This window comes from Pseudomonas fluorescens, from assembly GCF_019212185.1.
Classification (GTDB): domain Bacteria; phylum Pseudomonadota; class Gammaproteobacteria; order Pseudomonadales; family Pseudomonadaceae; genus Aquipseudomonas.
The window spans coordinates 3,813,061-3,831,466 of sequence record NZ_CP078138.1; the positions used below are offsets into that span (position 1 = coordinate 3,813,061).

The 18,406-nt window shown below is 61.7% G+C and carries 13 protein-coding genes; 2 read left to right on the plus strand and 11 right to left on the minus strand.

Annotated elements, in window-relative coordinates:
* Positions 1–38: 38 nt before the first annotated feature.
* The 3 genes from KW062_RS17040 to KW062_RS17050 form a co-directional block, all read right to left on the minus strand.
* Positions 39–218 (minus strand): hypothetical protein, encoded by a 180-nt coding sequence (locus KW062_RS17040; RefSeq protein ID WP_027616540.1) that lies wholly within the window; start codon positions 216–218, stop codon positions 39–41.
* Positions 219–375: 157 nt separating this feature from the next.
* Positions 376–1,545 (minus strand): lactonase family protein, encoded by a 1,170-nt coding sequence (locus tag KW062_RS17045; protein ID WP_105755402.1) that lies wholly within the window; start codon positions 1,543–1,545, stop codon positions 376–378.
* The gene (locus KW062_RS17050; RefSeq protein WP_105755390.1) at positions 1,538–1,834 is read right to left on the minus strand and encodes a DUF5629 family protein; all 297 of its coding nucleotides are present in this window, start codon (positions 1,832–1,834) and stop codon (positions 1,538–1,540) included. Before KW062_RS17050 ends, KW062_RS17045 begins: the two co-directional genes overlap by 8 nt.
* Before the next feature lie 180 nt (positions 1,835–2,014).
* Between KW062_RS17050 and KW062_RS17055 the strand changes: the two genes are divergently transcribed.
* Positions 2,015–6,844: a DUF6543 domain-containing protein gene (locus KW062_RS17055; protein WP_105755391.1), complete on the plus strand. Its 4,830-nt coding sequence runs from the start codon at positions 2,015–2,017 to the stop codon at positions 6,842–6,844.
* Positions 6,845–6,917: 73 nt separating this feature from the next.
* Here the strand turns inward: KW062_RS17055 and KW062_RS17060 are convergent, their stop codons facing one another.
* The 8 genes from KW062_RS17060 to KW062_RS17095 form a co-directional block, all read right to left on the minus strand.
* Complete coding sequence (locus KW062_RS17060) at positions 6,918–9,293, minus strand: efflux RND transporter permease subunit (protein ID WP_027616536.1); 2,376 nt, start codon at positions 9,291–9,293, stop codon at positions 6,918–6,920.
* Positions 9,294–9,330: 37 nt separating this feature from the next.
* On the minus strand, positions 9,331–10,383 hold the full coding sequence (locus KW062_RS17065; protein WP_105755392.1) for a WD40/YVTN/BNR-like repeat-containing protein: 1,053 nt from the start codon (positions 10,381–10,383) through the stop codon (positions 9,331–9,333).
* Positions 10,384–10,766: 383 nt separating this feature from the next.
* Positions 10,767–13,424, minus strand: a complete 2,658-nt coding sequence (pepN, locus tag KW062_RS17070) for an aminopeptidase N (RefSeq protein WP_105755393.1) — start codon at positions 13,422–13,424, stop codon at positions 10,767–10,769.
* Positions 13,425–13,434: 10 nt separating this feature from the next.
* Complete coding sequence (locus tag KW062_RS17075; RefSeq protein ID WP_027616533.1) at positions 13,435–14,265, minus strand: DUF2797 domain-containing protein; 831 nt, start codon at positions 14,263–14,265, stop codon at positions 13,435–13,437.
* Entirely contained in the window at positions 14,262–14,522 is a 261-nt protein-coding gene (locus KW062_RS17080; protein WP_027616532.1) for a YeaC family protein, read from the minus strand. Before KW062_RS17080 ends, KW062_RS17075 begins: the two co-directional genes overlap by 4 nt.
* A gap of 34 nt (positions 14,523–14,556) precedes the next feature.
* The gene (locus tag KW062_RS17085; RefSeq protein WP_105755394.1) at positions 14,557–15,426 is read right to left on the minus strand and encodes a rhomboid family intramembrane serine protease; all 870 of its coding nucleotides are present in this window, start codon (positions 15,424–15,426) and stop codon (positions 14,557–14,559) included.
* On the minus strand, positions 15,423–16,394 hold the full coding sequence (locus tag KW062_RS17090; protein ID WP_027616530.1) for a metallophosphoesterase: 972 nt from the start codon (positions 16,392–16,394) through the stop codon (positions 15,423–15,425). The genes KW062_RS17085 and KW062_RS17090 overlap by 4 nt, the downstream gene beginning before the upstream one ends.
* Complete coding sequence (locus KW062_RS17095) at positions 16,394–17,284, minus strand: NAD(+) kinase (protein WP_027616529.1); 891 nt, start codon at positions 17,282–17,284, stop codon at positions 16,394–16,396. The genes KW062_RS17090 and KW062_RS17095 overlap by 1 nt, the downstream gene beginning before the upstream one ends.
* A 163-nt stretch (positions 17,285–17,447) precedes the next feature.
* Here KW062_RS17095 and KW062_RS17100 point away from each other — a divergent pair, with 163 nt between their 5' ends.
* Positions 17,448–18,395 carry a DUF1853 family protein gene (locus KW062_RS17100; RefSeq protein WP_027616528.1) on the plus strand — a complete coding sequence of 316 codons (948 nt, stop codon included), beginning with the start codon at positions 17,448–17,450 and terminating at the stop codon, positions 18,393–18,395.
* Positions 18,396–18,406: the final 11 nt, after the last annotated feature.

Sequence of the window (18,406 nt, forward strand, 5' to 3'; positions counted from 1 at the left end):
AGCGAATGGGCCATCAGCAACACACCCGAAATGTGCAATCAATGCTGAACCTTATGATCCAGCGCCGCATAGAAATTGGCGCTCTGCTGCAGGTACTTCTGGGTGTAGCTATGGGTCGCGGATTTTTTCGAGCTGATTTCGACACTGGCGCCCGCCGGCAACACCACGCTGGCGGAAATGGCGGAAGCGGCGATCACGGAGAAGAGATTGAAATTCATGGCGGTAACCCTCGTGTGCAGTTGGCTTGTTTGCCTGTGTAGGCCGTGAAGCAAACTTACGCCTGATGCTTGGAGCGCTTGAAATCTTTTGTAGCAGTAGCCGTTATCACTCTGATTAATACAAGCACGCAGGCCCCGTCAACCGGGGCCTGCAGCCTTATTCAGCAGAGAAGAACTTGATGTCGCTGGGGGCATCGAACGGCAGTTTCTGCACGGTCTTGCCCAGCAAGCCCGTCTGCCGGTCACGCTCGATGACCACGATCTGATTGCTCTTCTGGTTGGCCACCAGCACGAATTTTTCGCTCGGATCGAGACTGAATTCGCGCGGGTGATCGCCCTCCACCGAACGCCGTTGCAGCTCTTTCAGCTCGCCACTGACCGGATCGATGGCAAACACCAGCAGTTCGTTGGCGGCGCCACGGTTGCTGACGTAGAGAAACTTGCCATCGCGCGATGCGTGCAATGCGGCAGCGGCTTTGTTGGCTGCCGGTTGCCCTGCCGCCAGGTCCACCAGTTGGCGTTGGGTCAGTTGCCCCGCCTGGTAGTCGAACACTGCCACTTGCGCACTCATTTCCATGCTCAGGTAGGCGTGCTTGCCGTCGGCACCGAACAGCAGATGGCGCGGCCCACTGCCGGGCGGCAATTGCACCGAGGCCGGCGTCGCGGCGACCAGCGGATGCTCGGGGTGGGCCTTGGGCTCATAGCGATAGACGAATACCCGATCGGCCCCCAGGTCGTTGGAAAACACGTACTGACCATCCGGCGACGACACGGTCGAATGCACATGCGCTGACCGTTGCCGCTCGGGGTTGATCCGACTCGCCGGGTGGCTGCTCAACTGCACCGGCGGCGACAACCGGCCGCCGGCATCCACTGGCAATACCGCCAGGCTGCCGCCCGGATCCTCAGCCACCGAATAATTGCTGACAAACAGGTAACGCCCATCGGCGCTCAGGCTCGAATGCGTCGGCTCATTGCCGAGGCTTTGCACCTGATTGATCGGGCTCAATTGCCGAGACTTGGGATCGACGGCGAAACTGCTGACCCGTCCGACCACATCACGTTGTCCTGGACCGTTCTCGTTGACCGCGAACAGACGGCGCTGGTCGGCCGAGAGCGTCAGCCACGACGGGTTGGCGCTCTTGATCACCTGCAGCGGCTTGGCATCGAGCAGGCCGGTCTGGCTGTCGAAGCTGAGGTGATAAATCCCCTGGCTGGTGCCTTGGGTGTAGCTGCCGATCAGCAATTGATGGGGCTGAGCCGCGACTGCTGGCCCACCCATTGCCCCGATGCCTGCGACCACCAATAGCGGCCAGACCTTAGGCATCCGCATGCTCGTCGTCCTCTTGGTTGCTACCACTGAGCGCGCTCAGGCACACCAGGCGATGCTCGCCGGCATCGCTGCAGAGGGTCCAGCTGTGCAGTGTGCTATCGAACACTGCTGCCTCTACCTGGGCCAGGCTGAACTGCCAACGCTTGTTGGCGCGGCCGTCCATGCACTCGATGTGCAGGTTATCGTCCTCGTCGAGGTAGAAATCGAAGGCGTGCAGGCCGTCGATTTCCAGCATGTCGCAGTTTTCCAGGGCGTTGAGCAAGGTGTCGGTCACAGCAGTCATGGCAATTAATCTTTGGGTGGAAAAGCCAGCATGATACCCCATTGCGCCCAGCGCCAAGTCAGGCTTGAGCAGGCACGTTTGCGGCTGATCCGAGCGGTAGCGCGCTAGCGCACAGACGCTTGCCGCGCCCTCCATTCTGGCAGCGAAGTCCCTTATTTTCGCTGCAGAAAGGAATCCGCCATGCCAGACCAAACCACCCTTCTACCCATATCCTTGAGCGACGCCCCCGCCCAGGCGGTCGCCCTGCGATTTGCCGGCCGACCGACCCTGCGCCAGATCGTCGGGCACGTGCTGGCCGCCAGTATTCTCGAGCAATACCCGAGCCTGCCGCTGGATCCGCAGGTTACCCGCCTGGCCGTCCCGAACCGCACCGGGGGCTGGGATTTCATCCTGCTGATCGACGTCGCCCTGGACTTTCTCGCCCACGGCACTCGCCTCGACCTCACTCAGGAAATCGACGGTCGTACGCACTTCCTCAGCAACCAGTTGCCCTCGCGCTTGTACTTTACTGGCTCGCAGGGCCCCGGGCGTCCGGACATGGCGGTCATCCAGGATCAGATCCTGGCCCTGGCGGATACCCTCGGCACACACCTGCAGAACGCCCTGAGCGACTACTGGAACCAGCTCGACGAACACGGCGACAGCCACTGGAAATGGCTCGGCGACTTGCTGGCCAGCGGCCTGAGCAGCGCTACCAGCCTACTGCCCGTGATGCAGACAACGGCCAGGGACGCGCTCTACCAATTGGCCCGCCACCCAGACCGCCGCGAGCGTAAAGCCATCCTCTGCCCCGGCGGTTTTGTGCATGCCTGGTGCCTGGAAACCCGCTTGCTCAGCCATGGCCAAAGCCACTCGTTGCTCAGCCCCGATCTACTGATCGTCCAGGCCGAACGGGTGTTTTTGTACCGGAGTTGCGGGCGCCTGGAGTCATACCCGGACATGCACGCCTTTAATCAGGCCTGGGGGAGCGAAGTGGAGCGCCAATTCCAAGCCGAGACCCTGGTGATCGAGCGCTCCGAGCCTGACGGCAATATCTTCGATACCCAGGCCGCCTTGCTGCTGGAGCGTCAGTTGCAAAGTCTGGATGCTCTGCGTTTCCCCGCTGATCAAGGGGTGGCCGCCCTGGAGCGACGCATCGCCGCCTGCACCGATCCCAGTCGATTTTTTCGCGATGCGCCTGTGCCAGTCGCGCCCGCCATGGAAAAAATCCACGCTGCCCTGCCGCAATGGCTCAAGGATGGAACCGATACCCAGCGCGACGAGTACCGCCAGTTACTGGTGGAGCAAGCTCGCCTGCAGCGACTGACCGCAGGCAAGTCATTCCTCGACGGCATCGACAACCTGCAAGCCTTCACCCTTGAAGCCTTGCGCACGCAGTTACGCCTCGATCATCCAGATGTGCAAAACGAGCCGCAGGATCTGCTACTCAACTTCCATGTCGCGGCCGGTGATTTCGGCAGTGGTTTCGTCACCCACGTGCCGATGCCGTTGAGCGAATTGGCGATCCGCAACCTCAGCGCCATGCCCTCACGCAACATGACCGTCAGCGACAGCAGCGGCAAAGCCGTTCCTGCCTGGCTGAACGCCGACTACATCCTCGGTGTACCGGGCCTGTTCAGCAGCACCGAGGGGCTGATCAGCCGGGTGAACATTGGTCAACGCTACCCGCAGCAGCTAAAGGCCCTATTGCTCGACGACGCCGGTGAATCTGCCCGCCGCGCCAGCCTCTTTGGCCAGATGCTCAAGGTCCAACTGCCGCTGCAGGCACTTGAACATGCCATACGTGGCGAACACGGCCTGAGCTTCCACGGATACCGCTGCGTCAGGGCGGTTCTGCACAGCCAGGCACCCGAGCGCGTGGTCGACGGCCAGGACATTGTGATCCGTTCGCTGGCCTTTATCCGCCAGCCCGGCGCGAGCGCGGACGTGGTCGAGAATATGTTCATCATTGAACCGCGAGACATTGCGGTTGGCCCGCACATTCTCTACCGCCCCGTGTACCGGGACGCCCTGCTACAGTTCGCCAGCCGTGAAGCCCTGTTCGAGGCCATTGCCCATACCGGTGCCCTGCAAGACAGCGTGTTGAGTTGGCTGCCGGACAAGGCCCGGCCGATCTACAGCCATGACGGTTTCAACAGCCCGCATATCCTACAATTTCTGTCGGGGGACGACAGCGTCCGTTGGGAAAAGCCGCAGCCGGCACAGTTGGCTCAGGATACAAGCGCCCAGGCCCTGGCCAGCGTCAACCTGACCCAGTACCTCTACACCTGCAACGCCCGAGCGCTGGTCGACCTGGCAGACAGAGAGTCGGTGTCCAACGCCGAGAGCCGCTGGGCGATTGTGCGCGAGGGCGGCTGGCTGCTGTTCAACACCATCCTCCTGCCGGTGCTCAGTGGTCCGGCAATGCTCGCCGGCTGGATGCTGCAACTGGCCGTCAGCCTCAATCAGGATATACCGGCGCTGCACAGTGATGATCCGACCGCCAGGGAACTGGCCTGGGTCGACCTGCTGCTCAACGTCGGCCTGCTGCTGATGCAACTGTCCTCCCGTGGACATCCGCCTCTGCCGGTGCACGAGTCGCCAGACCCGGCGCTGCATCTCGCAGCCTTGCGTCGCGCCCCCGAAGAGACATTTGTGGCAAGCGCCGTTATCGAACAAGGTGCCACCGGCCTGCCCGCATCGCCGCCGGCGGGCGACAGCACCCAGATCGATTTCATTCACTCCAGCGCCAGAGATTCGTCCAGCCGACGCTTGCTCAATGCCTTGCTTGAGTTGCACGTCGACTGGCCCGTGCCGGCTCCCGAGCCTGTCGACATTGGGATAGTCAGGGGCCTTTACCGTATCGACCATCAATGGTACGGGTCGGTGGCGGGCCTGTTGTTCAAGGTCACTGTCGATCTCGACCTAGGCGAGGTGTACCTCATTCACCCGCACAAGCCTGGGCACCCCGGGTTCAAGCTGCAGACTGATGGTCAGGGCCACTGGACACTGGATCGCGGGTTGAAGTTGCGAGGGGGCGGCCCCAAGAATCGCCTGCAGAACAAGCTGGCGGAGATCGAGAAGAAGCGCCAACAGGTGCGCGACGAAGTCGGTCGAATCGGCGAGAAGGCGTCACAGCTGATCAGCCAGGCCAGGGATCTGGACCATCTACTGAGCGTTGCCAAAACCGCCTACGAAAAAAATCACAACGAGCTGGGAGTCGCCCGGGCGCGTCTGCGAGCATCACCCGACGACCAGCAACTGATGGATACGCAGCGGTTCAAGGTGCTTGCGCGATCCCGCAGCCGCCTGGATTTCCAGGTGCTGCAGGAACGAGAAGAGATCGTCATTGACCAACTGATCCAGGCCCGGCGTGAGCTGATCGAGGCTTTCCGCCAGCTCAAAGAGGTCGACGCGAGGTTCGACTTCGAGGGCAGCGCGACCGACGAGTACCATAAGATTTTGGGGGCCCACGTCTTGCGTATCCATCGCCTGACCGACCTCTATTTGGCCAGCTTCATTTCCGAGCAAGGCGAACCGCTGATCGAGAGGCAGCACAAAATCAATGACATTGAAGGCTCGCAGCGCATGTACGACATGCTGGAGAACAATTTTGCCGCCTCCGAGCGCTACACCCAGGCGATGATCGCCTTCGACGAGGTGCTGACGGAGCTGGCGCAGAACTTCAAGACCGGGCCGGCCATCCGCCTGAAGTTTCTCAAGGACAATCCGCGCACCCGCTACTACAACCGCGATGCGGCGGTCCTTGAGTCACTGGATGTCCTCAACACCCTGAGCGTTGACTTCTTCAGCGATGCCAGCACGCCCCAGGAACAGTACTTCATCAAGGCCTACGAGGCGCGTCGTGACGACATGGTGGCGTTTGAAAACTCCCACCTCGACCTGATGATCACCGATGGCTTCACCCCACAGGAGCGCAAGGACGTCCTGAGCAACGTGATCAAACACTATGAAGAACGCCTGACATTCAATCGTTCGTTGCAGGAGCTCGGGTCACCGCTGATCCGGCAGCCCTTCATGGACCTGCTGATGACCCGCCTGGAGACCGCCCGCAGCAGTGCCGAGGCCGAACTCGCCGATCTGTTGCGCGAAGATGAATTTCTGCCTCCTTCATCGGCGGCACTTAAAACGCTGAAAGTCCCGTCGAACACCAAGCGCGTGTTCAAGTCACGGGACAAAGGTGCACTGGTGGGTGAGCTGGAGCCGGCGCAGGCCGGTATGCCGTTTGCGACGATGGTCAGCCGCCATCCGGTGACCCTGCAGGTGGGCGGCCGATTCATGGAGCACCCCGGTGAGGGATGGGTCGAGATTGTCGACGCCGCACCGGTAAAACCGACCCTGACACCCCCGCCGCGTGCTTTCGCCGTCCTGCGGGCAGAGGGGCAGCGACTGATCGACGAGGTCCCGGCCATTGAGCGTTCAATCGACTTTCAAAGGAAGAAGCTCGCCGATCCGCTACGCCGCGATCAGCTCAACCCGCGTGACTGGAACGACATGCTGGGCTACCAGGCCGAACGGATCGAAACCCTGGCCGGCGAGCTTGAGCGCACCCATGCCGAGCATCCGCAACTGGCCGGCGCCCTCGAAACCCTACGCAGTGGTGCCGCGCAAGCCCGCCTGAAGGGCCAGCAACACTGCATCGAGGGTTTCAAGGCACAACGTCCGCGCGAGGAAAACATTCAGTACCTGCGTGATCACCAGGCGGTGGATATTGGCCTGGTCCAGGCGCTCAAGCGCACCGCAGCCAAAGACTATCTGACGGAGTTTGCGATCCGTGAGAAAAACTCGCTGAAGGTCCTGTGGTACGCACACTTTCACTATGCCCAGGCGAGCAGCACGCCTGCGAGCTACAGCGTCGCCCACCTGAAGCGCCCGGAGCATCGTTTTATCACGCTCAAGGACCTGATAGCCAAGGCCGGAGCGGACAACACAGTGATCGTCCGCGATCTCTACAGTCCGATTACCGCGCCACGGGATCAACGTCTGTTTCTGAGCATGCTGCCGAATTGATCGCCGCTCGTTGAACGGCGAAAGCCGCGCCTTTTCAGGGGCGCGGCTTTCGCGTTTCAACACAACCGAAGGATCAGTGGGCGAACAGCGAATTGCCCTTCTGCCCTGCCAGTTTCTCCGGCTTGATCAGGAAGCGCGCCAGCGCTGGCAGCAGCCACAGGGCACCGAACATGTTCCACAGCAACATAAAGGTCAGCATCAGGCCCATGTCGGCCTGGAACTTGATGGCCGAGAAGATCCAGGTGCACACGCCGATGGCCAGGCACAGGCCGGTGAACAGCACGGCTTTACCGGTGGACTTCAGCGTCTCGTAGTAGGCCTCTTGCAGCGGCAAACCGGCGCGCAGGAAACTTTCCAGGCGGCTGTAGATGTAGATGCCGTAGTCCACACCAATCCCCACGCCCAGCGCCACCACCGGCAGGGTCGCCACCTTGACGCCGATGCCCATGAAGGCCATCAGGGCGTTGCCGAGCACCGAGGTCAACACCAGCGGCAAGACGATGCACAGGGTCGCCGCCCACGAGCGGAAGGTGATCATGCACATGGTCGCGACGCAGATGTAGACCAGGATCAGAATCGTCAGCTCCGACTCCTTGATCACCTCGTTGGTCGCCGCCTCGATCCCGGCGTTACCGGCCGCGAGGATGAACTCCAGACCGTCCTTGTTGTTCTCCTTGGCGAACTCTTGCACCGCATGCACTGCGCGGTCGAGGGTTTCGGCCTTGTGGTCGTTGAGGAACACCAGCACCGGCGCCAGCGAGCAACTGTTGTTATACAGACCGTCGGCACGGGCGATGGAGTTGTTCAGCACGTCCGGGTTGCGCGACAGGGTCTCCCATTTCAGGTTGCCCTCGTTCATGCCCTTGATCATCTGCTTGGATACGGTGACCAGGGAAATCGCCGACTGCACGCCCTCGGTGTTCTGCATCTTCCACATCAGTTCATCGATCGGCGCCATGGCTTCGTAGCGCGAGCAGCCTTCAGCCTTGGTCTTGACCATCACCACCAGCACGTCGGAACTGGTGGAGTAGTTGCTGATGATGAAGTTGTTGTCCTGGTTGTAGCGCGAGTCCGGACGCAGTTCCGGCGCGCCTTGGTCGAGGTCGCCGATCTTCAGGTTTTTGCTGTACCACAGGCCGCCACCGAAGGCGACCAGGGCGATCAGGATCGACACCGGGGCGACTTTCGAGCTGGCGAAGTTCGACAGCAGGCGCCAGAACGGATGCTCGCGGGTCGCGTCCTTCTTGCTGCGGGCGATTGCACGCTTGCTGATGCCGACATAGGAAATCGCCACTGGCAGCAGAATCAGGTTGGTGAACACGATCACCGCCACGCCGATCGAAGCACCGATGGCCAGCTCGCGAATCACCCCGATGTCGATGATCAGCAAGGTGATGAAGCCCACGGCGTCAGCCAGAATCGCGATCATCCCCGGCAGGAACAGCTGGCGGAAGGTGCGCCGGGCTGCGGTCAGGGCGTTGTCGGCCTCACCGGATTGCAAAGCGATGCCGTTGATTTTCTGCACGCCGTGGGAAATACCGATGGCGAAGATCAGGAACGGCACCAGCATCGAGTACGGATCGAGGCCAAAGCCGAACGCATGCATCAGCCCCAGTTGCCAGATCACCGCCACCAGGGTGGTGATCAATACGGCCACGGTGCTGCGCACGCAATGGGTGAACCACAGCAGGAGGATCAGAGTGATGACGAAGGCCACGCCGAAGAACAGCACCACCATGATCAGGCCATCGATCAAGTCACCGACTTTCTTGGCGAAACCGACGATGTGGATCTTGATGTTGGGGTTCTGCTTTTCGAACTTGTCGCGGATCTTCTCTTCAAGCTCGTGGGAGAACTTCTGGTAGTCCAGAGCCAGCAGCTTGCCCTGGTCCTGCGGGTCCGGGTAGGACTCCAGCAGCGGGATATCGACGATACTCGACTTGAAATCGTTGGCCACCAGACGCCCGACCTGCCCCGACTTGAGCACGTTGTTACGCAGCAGTTCGAGGCTGTCGGCCGAGCCGTTGTAGCTCTGCGGGATCACTTCACCACCGGCAAAACCTTCCTCGGTCACTTCGGTCCAGCGCACGCTTGGACTCCACAGCGACTTGAGCCCCGAGCGATCAACGCCGGAGATGTAGAACACCTCGTCGTTGATCTGGCGCAGGGTCTCCATGTACTCCTTGGAGAAGATGTCGCCGTTGGTGGCCTCCACCGAAATCCGCACGGTGTTGCCCAGGTTGGCCAGGTCGTTGCGGTGCTCCATCATTTTTTCAATGAATGGATGTTCCAGCGGGATCATTTTTTCAAAGCTGGTGGACGGCCGGATTAGCGTCGCCTGCCAGAACAGGAAAATGCTCACCAGCAAGCAGATCACGATGACTGCCGGGCGGTTGTTGAAAATCAGGCGTTCGAGAAAGGTCGCCTTGTCTTGGTGGTGGCTGCTCATGGATGTCATCTCTCCGCCTTCTTATTATGTGCCCGGCTCATTTGCTTAGCTCAGCGCCGGTTGGCATCGACACGCGAACGCCGCCCTGTCCGACCAGAATCAGGTTGCCATTGCCTGCGGCAGTCACGCCCGAGACGGAGATCCGGTCCGGTCGATTTAACACGCTGAAGCTTTGGCCATCGTCACTGCTGCGCACCACACTGCCGCCGTTGCCGACGATGACGATGGAGCCATCGTCGAGCAGGGTCGCGCCCGACAATCCGAACTCCAGCGCACCGCGTGCGGCCTTGAGTTCGACCGGCTCCCAGGTGCTGCCGAAATCACGTGAGCGAAACAGGTTGCCGCGCAGGCCGTATGCCAACAGGGTTGCTGGTTGGGCGGTGCCGATCACGCCGAATAGCGAGCCTTCATACGGCCCTTCGACGTGTTCCCAGGTCTCGCCCCAATCGGCCGAGCGGAACATGCTGCCTTGCTCGCCGACGATGAACAGTCCGGAATCCTTGACCGCGGCAATGCCGTTGAGGTGGTACTGATCTTCGTTGTCGAGGCGGTCGCTGACGTCTTCCCAGGTCTTGCCACCGTCGGTGGTGGTCAATAGAGCGCCATAGGCACCCACGGCAAAGCCGCTGTTGGTGTCCTTGAACCAGACGTCGAGCAAGGGTGCTTCGCGCTTGAGGTCTTCGAATTGTTTGGTCCAGGTGAGACCGCCATCGGTGCTGGCGAGGATCTGCGCATCGTGTCCGACGGCCCAGCCGTGCTGCTCGTCAACGAAGAACACGGAGGTCAGCAGTTGCCGGGTCGGCACTTTGGCCTGGGTCCAGGTGGCGCCCTGATCATTGGAGTAGAGAATGTGCCCGCGATCGCCGACCGCGATCAGCCGGTTGCCGGCGTGCACCACATCGAGCATCAAGCCCTTGGCGGCCTTGGCCGATTCAATTGAATAGACGGTTTCGACGGCGGGCGTCGCGGCCGCCAGCACCGGGGCCGACAGCACTGCAGTCGCCAGCAGCGAGAGCGCTGTAGCCAGCATTGCGAATCTGCGCAGTGCCGGCGGGCGGCCAATACCCACACCCATGACAGGCTCACTCATAGACCTTTCTCCCATTATTATTGTCAGGTCGTTTAACCCTTGGGGCGCCGTTCAGGGAGTTCATGCTCTTTTTAAACAGATTCAACACACTGCTGAAACCTGCCGTCTAGAGCCCCTTCTGCGGGCTGGCTTATCCTATCCAGCTTTGGAATCGTCTGACAATCAACGCCACGTTATGTTTTGTTAACCTGGGGATTGAGGGTAGATGCTGAATGAGCGGTCATTCGTGGGGATGATGAAAAAAGCTCGCTGAACTCGATGTTTGTAGGAGCTTGCTGGCGAAGGACTTGAGAGCGCCGCGTGCAGTCAGGAAACCCGCGTCATCGTTCAAGACCTTCACCGGCAAGCCGGCTCCTAGTGAATCTGCGTCGCCTGGTTGAGCATCAAGCCAGGCTTTTGCTGACCACCTCATACACATCGCTGGACAACTCACCGGAGGCACGGATGCGTTCCAGCTCGGCCTTCATCAATGCCTGGCGGGCGCTGTCGTATTTACGCCAGCGGGTCAGCGGCGCCAATTGCCGGGAGGCGATCTGCGGGTTGAAGCCGTTGAGTTCGATCACCAGATCGGCGAGGAAACGGTAGCCGGAGCCGTCGGCGGCATGGAAGTTGATCAGGTTCTGCCCGGCGAATGCACCGATCAGCGCCCGTACCTTGTTCGGGTTCTTGATGGTGAACGCCGGGTGCTGCATCAGCGTCTTGACCCGCTCCAGGCCACCCGGCAAGGTGCTGCCGGCCTGCACGCTGAACCACTGGTCCATCACCAGCGGGTTGGCCTTGAAGTGCTCGGCGAAGCTGGCCAGGGCCTCGGCCTTCTGCTCGTCGAACGGCGAGTTGACCAACACCGCCAGCGCGGTCAGACGTTCGGTCATGTTGTCGCAATGTTCGAACTGCTCGAGGGTCGCCGCCAACACTTCCGGCTTGCCGCTGAGCATCAGGTACGACAGCGCGATGTTCTGCAGGGCGCGCCGGGCGAAATGCTCGGCTTCGGCCACGTACGGGGTCTGGCGGGACAGGTCGCGATTGGCCTGGTAACGCAGCCACAGGCCTTCGAAAAGGGCGTCTGCCAGTTGCTTGCGGGCGAATTCGCGGGCGTTGTGGATCGCTTCGACGTCTGCCACTTCGCTGATTTCAGTCAGGTATGCCTCACCTGGCAGCGAGAGCATTTCGGCAACCATGGCCTGGTCCAGCGACTCATCGGACAGCACGGTTTTCAGCGCCGTCACCAGCCGTGGATCGAGAGTCAGCGTCTCGCCCTTCTGCTGCTGAGCGATCAATTCCTGCAACACCTGCACCGCCAGTTGCTGTCCAGCATCCCAGCGGTTGAAGCCGTCGCTGTCGTGCTGCATCAAGAACATCAGCTGGTCGCGGTTGTACGGGAAGCTCAGCTTGACCGGCGCCGAGAAGCCACGCAGCAGGGACGGCAGCGGTTGTTCGGCGATGTCGACGAAGATGAAGGTCTGTTCCGCTTCGGTGACCGAGATCACCCGGGATGTACCTTGAGCGGCGGCTTCGCCGGTCAGGCGCAGGGCAATCTCGTTGCCTTGGCTGTCCAGCAGGCCCAGCGCAACCGGGATCACGAATGGCAGTTTTTCCACCTTGTCCGGGGTCTGCGGGCAGCTCTGGCGGAAGGTCAGGCTGTAGGTCTTCGCGGCGGCGTCATAGGACTCGCTCACCGCCAGGCGTGGTGTACCGGCCTGGCTGTACCAGCGCTTGAACTGGGTCAGGTCGACGCTGTTGGCATCTTCCATGGCCTTGATGAAGTCATCGCAGGTCACCGCCTGGCCGTCATGGCGTTCGAAGTACAGGTCGCTGCCTTTACGGAAACCCTCGGCGCCAAGCAGGGTGTGAATCATACCGACCACTTCCGAACCCTTCTCGTAGACCGTCAGGGTGTAGAAGTTGGAGATCTCGATGAAGCTGTCCGGGCGCACGGCATGGGCCATGGGGCCGGCGTCTTCGGCGAACTGGTGGGTGCGCAGGAACGCCACGTCCTGGATGCGCTTGACCGTGGCCGAGTTCATGTCGGCGGAGAAGCCCGAGTCGCGGAACACGGTGAAGCCTTCCTTGAGCGACAACTGGAACCAGTCGCGGCAGGTCACGCGGTTGCCCGACCAGTTGTGGAAGTATTCATGGGCGACGATCGCTTCGACCCGCTGGTGCGCGGCATCGGTGGCGGTCTCGGCGCGGGCCAGCACGGCGCTGGAGTTGAAGATGTTGAGGCCCTTGTTCTCCATGGCCCCCATGTTGAAATCGTTGACCGCGACAATCATGAAGATGTCCAGGTCGTACTCGCGGCCATACACCTCTTCGTCCCAGCGCATGGACTTCTTCAGGCTGTTCATCGCGTGCTGGCATTTGTCGATATTTTCCGGCTCGACGTAGATGCGCAGCGCCACGTCGCGCTGGTTCATGGTGGTGAAGCTGTCTTCGACGCACCACAGGTCACCGGCCACCAGGGCAAACAGGTACGCCGGTTTCTTGAACGGGTCTTCCCAGGTCGCCCAGTGCCGGCCGTCTTCGCCAGGACCGGACGCGATCGGGTTGCCGTTGGACAGCAACACCGGGTAGCTGTGCTGCTCGGCGACCACGGTGGTGGTGAAGGCGCTCATCACATCCGGGCGGTCGAGGTAATAGGTGATCTTGCGAAAGCCCTCGGCTTCGCACTGGGTGCAGAACATCGTGCCGGATTTGTACAGGCCTTCCAGGGCGGTGTTGGTTTCCGGGTGGATGCGCACGCTGGTGTCGACCGTGAAGGTGGTACTGGTCGGGTGCAGGGTCAGGTGGCTGTCAGTCAACTGGTAGTCGCCGGCGTCCAGCGCATGGTCCGCCAGGCTCACTGCCAGCAGTTCCAGCTGTTGGCCATCGAGCACCAACGGTGGCAGGCCCGGGCCACGCTCGGGGTTGCGGCGCATCACCAGTTGCGCGTGGACCAGGCTGTGGTCCTCGAACAACTCGAAGGTCAGGTGTGTTTCGTCGATCAGGTACTCGGGTGCCTGATAGTCCTTGAGGTAAATCATCTTCGGTTGTTCGGTGCGCATGCTGGAGTCCTTACTGATGCACGGCGAGCTGGTAGGCCGTGTACTTACGAATATTGATCACGCCGGTGTCGAAAATCAGGTACTGGCCCTTGATTCCCATCAGCGTGCCTTCGGCAATCGGCTGCTTGTCCAGGTTGAAGCTGACAATCTTGGCCGGGTACTGCTCGACCGGATAGCGAATTTCCAGCGGCGCGACGTCGGTTACTGTCTGGATCGCCTGCAGGCCAAATCGTTCCTGCAGGCCCTGCAAACCGTCGGCACAACTGGCGAACAACTGATCGCGCACCTGAGCCAGGTCGACAGGCGTGGCATCGCCCTTGAGCAAGGCGCGCCAGTTGGTCTTGTCGGCCACCTGGCTGCGCAGCAGGTCTTCGACGAAGCCCGATTGCTGGCGAGTGGCAACACGCATGATCGGCAGGGCCTGGCTGGCACCCTGGTCGATCCAGCGGGTCGGCAGTTGGGTAGCGCGGGTGATCCCGACCTTGACCCCGGAGGAATTCGACAGATACACGATGTGATCGGTCATGCAGAACTGCTCGCCCCACTGCGGCTCGCGGCAGGTGCCGGCGTCGTAGTGGCAGCGCTCGGGGCTCATGATGCAGACGTCACACTGGGCCAGTTTGGTCATGCACGGGTAGCAGTAGCCCTGGCTGAAACTGGTCTTGGTCTTGCGCCCGCAATGGGTGCAGTGGATCGCCCCCAGGTATTCCAGGCGCACTGTGGAGCCGATCAACGGATTGACCGGCACCTCGCTGTCGCCCAGGCGAAAAGCATATTGCACGTTCGGCCCGTCGAGGCGCGCCGACATTTTACTGATTGCACCGCGGCCAATCTCGATCAATGGATGGCATCCGACTTGAACAGGATATTTGGCACCTGAATCGACTTCGAGCTGCATTCCTGCGGGCCCATGTAACCGGTGCGCTGGTCTTCCGGCAGGTTCTGCAATTCCCAGGCGATCATCGCCTGCAGGGACAGTTCACGCTGCTCGGTGGTCAGTTTGCCGCCGTCGGACCACTTGCCGATCTCCACCGCCAGTTTCAGGCTCTGGTAGATCTCGGGGGTGATGTTGCTGATCATTTCGTTGAAAGAGGACATCAGGGTCTCCGTGCTCTTCAGTGACGTAACAGAATTAGAGGGCGATTTTACGGCGACTGTACAAGCCGCCCAACAAACCGCTGAAGCATCCGACGAGTAACCCGCCGACATGGGCCGCGTTGGCGATTTCGCCGAAGCCGATCATCGACATCAGCCCGGACATGCACAGCGCCAGCCACACCAGCATCATCACCAGCACCCCACGGGGCAGGCGATACGCCGGGTTGGGCGCCAGCCACTGGTAGATCCAGCAGTGTCCGAGCAAGCCGTAGAGCACCCCGGACAGGCCGCCGAACAGCCCCGGACCGCCGTAGTAATATTGCGCGTAGTTCGACACCAGGCTGAACAGCAGGGTCAGGCCCAGCAGGTTGATCCCACCCTGGCGCGCCTCGATGCGCCGCCCCAGTTCCCAGTACCACATGCCGTTCATGGCGATGTGCAGGAAGCCGAAGTGAATCAGCATCGGCGTCACCAGGCGCCACCACTGCCCTGCCGCCAGGCTCTCGGTCAGCGAGGTGAACTGGATGTATTCGCCCGCCACCCGGTATTGCAGGAAGGAAAACCATTCCATGGTGTCGAGATTGGAGCCCAGCAGCGTCAGGCCGCCGACGATCAGGGTTGCCAGCAGCACCAGCGCGGTCATCGGGCTGTGGCGCAGTTGCTCGACAAAGCCCGGACGCTGCGAGCGCGCGGCCGGTGGCAGGTCCAGTTGCTGATCGGGATCGCCCGCCGGAAAGCGCTGATACAGCGAGCGCACGTCCTCACTGATCGCCTCCGGCGCCCACAGCACCTGCTCGCCAGCCTCTTCGCTGACCCGATGGGGCACCTGCATACGCTGCAGCAGTTTGACGAAACCACTGAGATCAACACTCAGCGGCAGGCGCAGTACGGCAACAGCAGTCATTGCGGGGCCTCCGGCCGTTCAACATCGACCCAGACGAACTTGTTCGGGTCGAGACGGGTTTCCTGGTCCAGGCGATAGGCGACCAGCTTGCCGTACAACACGGCGCTGTAGTCCAGGCACGCCAGGTTGGAGCGGATCGGCGCCGGCGTGCCGCTGCGCCAGTAGTGACCGACAAACAACAGTGGCTGTTCGACGTCGTAGCGCAGCAGTTTGTTTTTTTCCACTGGCGACAGCGGCGTCTGTGCCACGGGTTCGGGCAAGGCATCCGGCTGGAACACAATATCGCCGTAGGTCTGCGGGTTGTCTTCCCAGAACTTGGTGCGGAAGAACGCGCGCGTCAGGCCATCGCCGCTGGTCATGGTCTGGCCATGGGGCAGGCGCATGTCGGTGCCGCGCAGCAGGCGGTCGAAGGCCATGCAGGCAAAACTGCCAGGCACTGCCGCCGCCTGGACGAAATGTTCATCGACGCGGCCGTCAGGATACTGTTCGCGCAGCAGGTCGATCAGCGCGCCGTCCCAGCAGGCATGCACCACGCGGAAACGCCCGGAATCGACGAACAGCGGCATTTCGTAGAACCAGGCGAGGAAGTCGTGCCAGTCCCCCGGATGGTGAGCGAACTGGGTCAGGGTTGCTTCGATCAGGCGCGCATGGCGTGGGGTGTGTTCACGCACGTACTGCTTGCCGCTGCCCGGTGGTGCCGGAGTGGACCAGCCCAGCGCGTTGAACTCATGGTTGCCCATGATGCACAGCGCCTGCCCGGCCTCGACCATGTCGTGGACGATGTGCAGGGCCTCGCGGATCCGCGGGCCACGGTCGATCACATCACCGAGAAACACAGCCATGCGCCGGGCGTGACGCCACACGCCACCGTGCTTCTCGTAACCGAGCCGGTCCAGCAGATGCTCAAGGGTATGAGCGCAACCGTGCACGTCACCGATCAGGTCGTAGCTACGCGCGGGATCGAGCATCAGTCGCCTCCACCACCCAAGCGGCTACCCCAGCCCAGCTTCGTCCGGCAGACTTCGTAGTAGTTGTGATCCAGCGGATGGATCAGGCGCAATTTCTGCGCTTTTTTGCTGATGGTGATGGTGTCACCCGGGGCGCAAGTGAAGTGGTTCTGCCCGTCGCAGGACACCTGCGGGTAGATCTGCATATCCTTGGACACGACGATTTTCAGCTCGCTGTTGCCATCGACCACGATCGGCCTTCCGGACAAGGTATGGGGGTACATCGGCACAATCACAATGGCATCGAGCTTGGGATGCATGATCGGGCCGCCGGCGGACAGGGCATAGGCGGTGGAACCGGTGGGGGTCGAGACGATCAGGCCGTCGGCCTTCTGGCTGCAGACGAACTGGCCGTCGATGTACAGCTCGAACTCGATCATCCGCGTCGATTTGCCGGGGTGCAGCACCACGTCGTTGAGTGCATCGCCCTGGCCGATGGCTTCGGCATGCCGACGGACTTCGGCCTGCAACAGGAAACGATTTTCCACCAGGTAATGGCCGTCGAGCACTTCGGCGACCTTGACTTCCAGTTCATCAGGACGGATGTCGGTGAGAAAGCCGAGGTTGCCGCGGTTGATCCCCAGCACCGGGATATTGTGGCGCGCCAGGGCACGGGCGGCGCCCAGCAGGCTGCCGTCACCGCCGACGACAATGACCATGTCACAGACTTCGCCGAGCATTTTGCGCGACGAGGTTTGCAGGCCGTGGCCAGGCAGGACTTCGGCGATGGTGTCTTCGAGAATCACGTGCAGGTGCCGGTCAAGCAGGAATCTTTTCAGTCGGCGAACGGTATCCAGCACCTGAGAACTGCCCAGGCGACCGATGATGCCGATATTGCGAAATTGCTCCATGGGGCTCCTAGCGAGGGTCGGTTGGCCGTGGGGGCTGTGCCGCCCAGGTCGGCAGACCCTGAGGTCTGCAACAGCGAAAAGCCCAATTATGGGCGAAAGCGCGCCGTAGACAAAATCCTTTCAGCGGCAAGGGGCCACTGCGGTTTGCGGCTATGCTCGCAGGATGATCCTATTTCCCGATTTACTGCAGTTGCCCCAGCAATTACGTCACCCTGAAGTGCGTGACCTAGCGTGGGTCATCCTCGCCCCGCCGATGCTCTGCGCCACGCCCTGGCCACAACGCCACCCGCTGGCCGGCAGCGACTGGGTGCGCGACCCGCAGCGGCTGGAGCACTGGCTGCGGCAACTGGACCGCGACAGCTATGCACTGCTGCATTGGTTGTCCCAGGCCCGCACTCGACGCCTGGGTCTGTACTACGAGCGTTTGTGGCAGTTCGCCGTGGCGCAGGCGCCGGGGATCGAGCTGATCGCGGCCAACCTACCGATTCGCCGCGAGGGTCACACCCTCGGGGAGTTGGACATGCTGCTGCGTGATCGCGAGGGTGTGCATCACCTGGAACTGGCAATCAAGCTGTACCTGGGGCCGCAGCACGGCGATGGCGCGGATCCGGCTCAGTGGCTGGGCCCCGGTTGTCACGACCGGCTGGACCTGAAGCTGGCGCATCTGAGTCAGCACCAACTGCCGATTTCCGCCCGCCCGGAGAGCCGCGTCGCCCTTGCAGCGTTGGAGGTGGAAGATTTCAGCGCCACCTTGTGGCTCGGCGGCTATCTGCTCTACCCCTGGCCAGGCCACGCCGCCGCCCCTCACGGCGCCCATCCGCAGCACCTGCGCGGTAGTTGGCTGCACCAACAGGACTGGTCGGCTTTCGTCGCGCAACGCCCGCCCGGCCGCTGGCAACCCCTGCCCCGCCACGCCTGGCTGGCCCCGGCCCACTACCCGGCAGATCAAACCTGGGACGCTGGGCAACTTCAGGATTGGCTGGAAAACCTCGACCCACTGGCGCCGGCGCAGCTGTTGGTGCGTCTGAGCGAGAACGCCCGGGGTGATTGGGAAGAGGCCGAACGGCTGTTCCTGGTCTCGGACCACTGGCCGAATGTACCGGGGAATTGATGTGCCTGGGC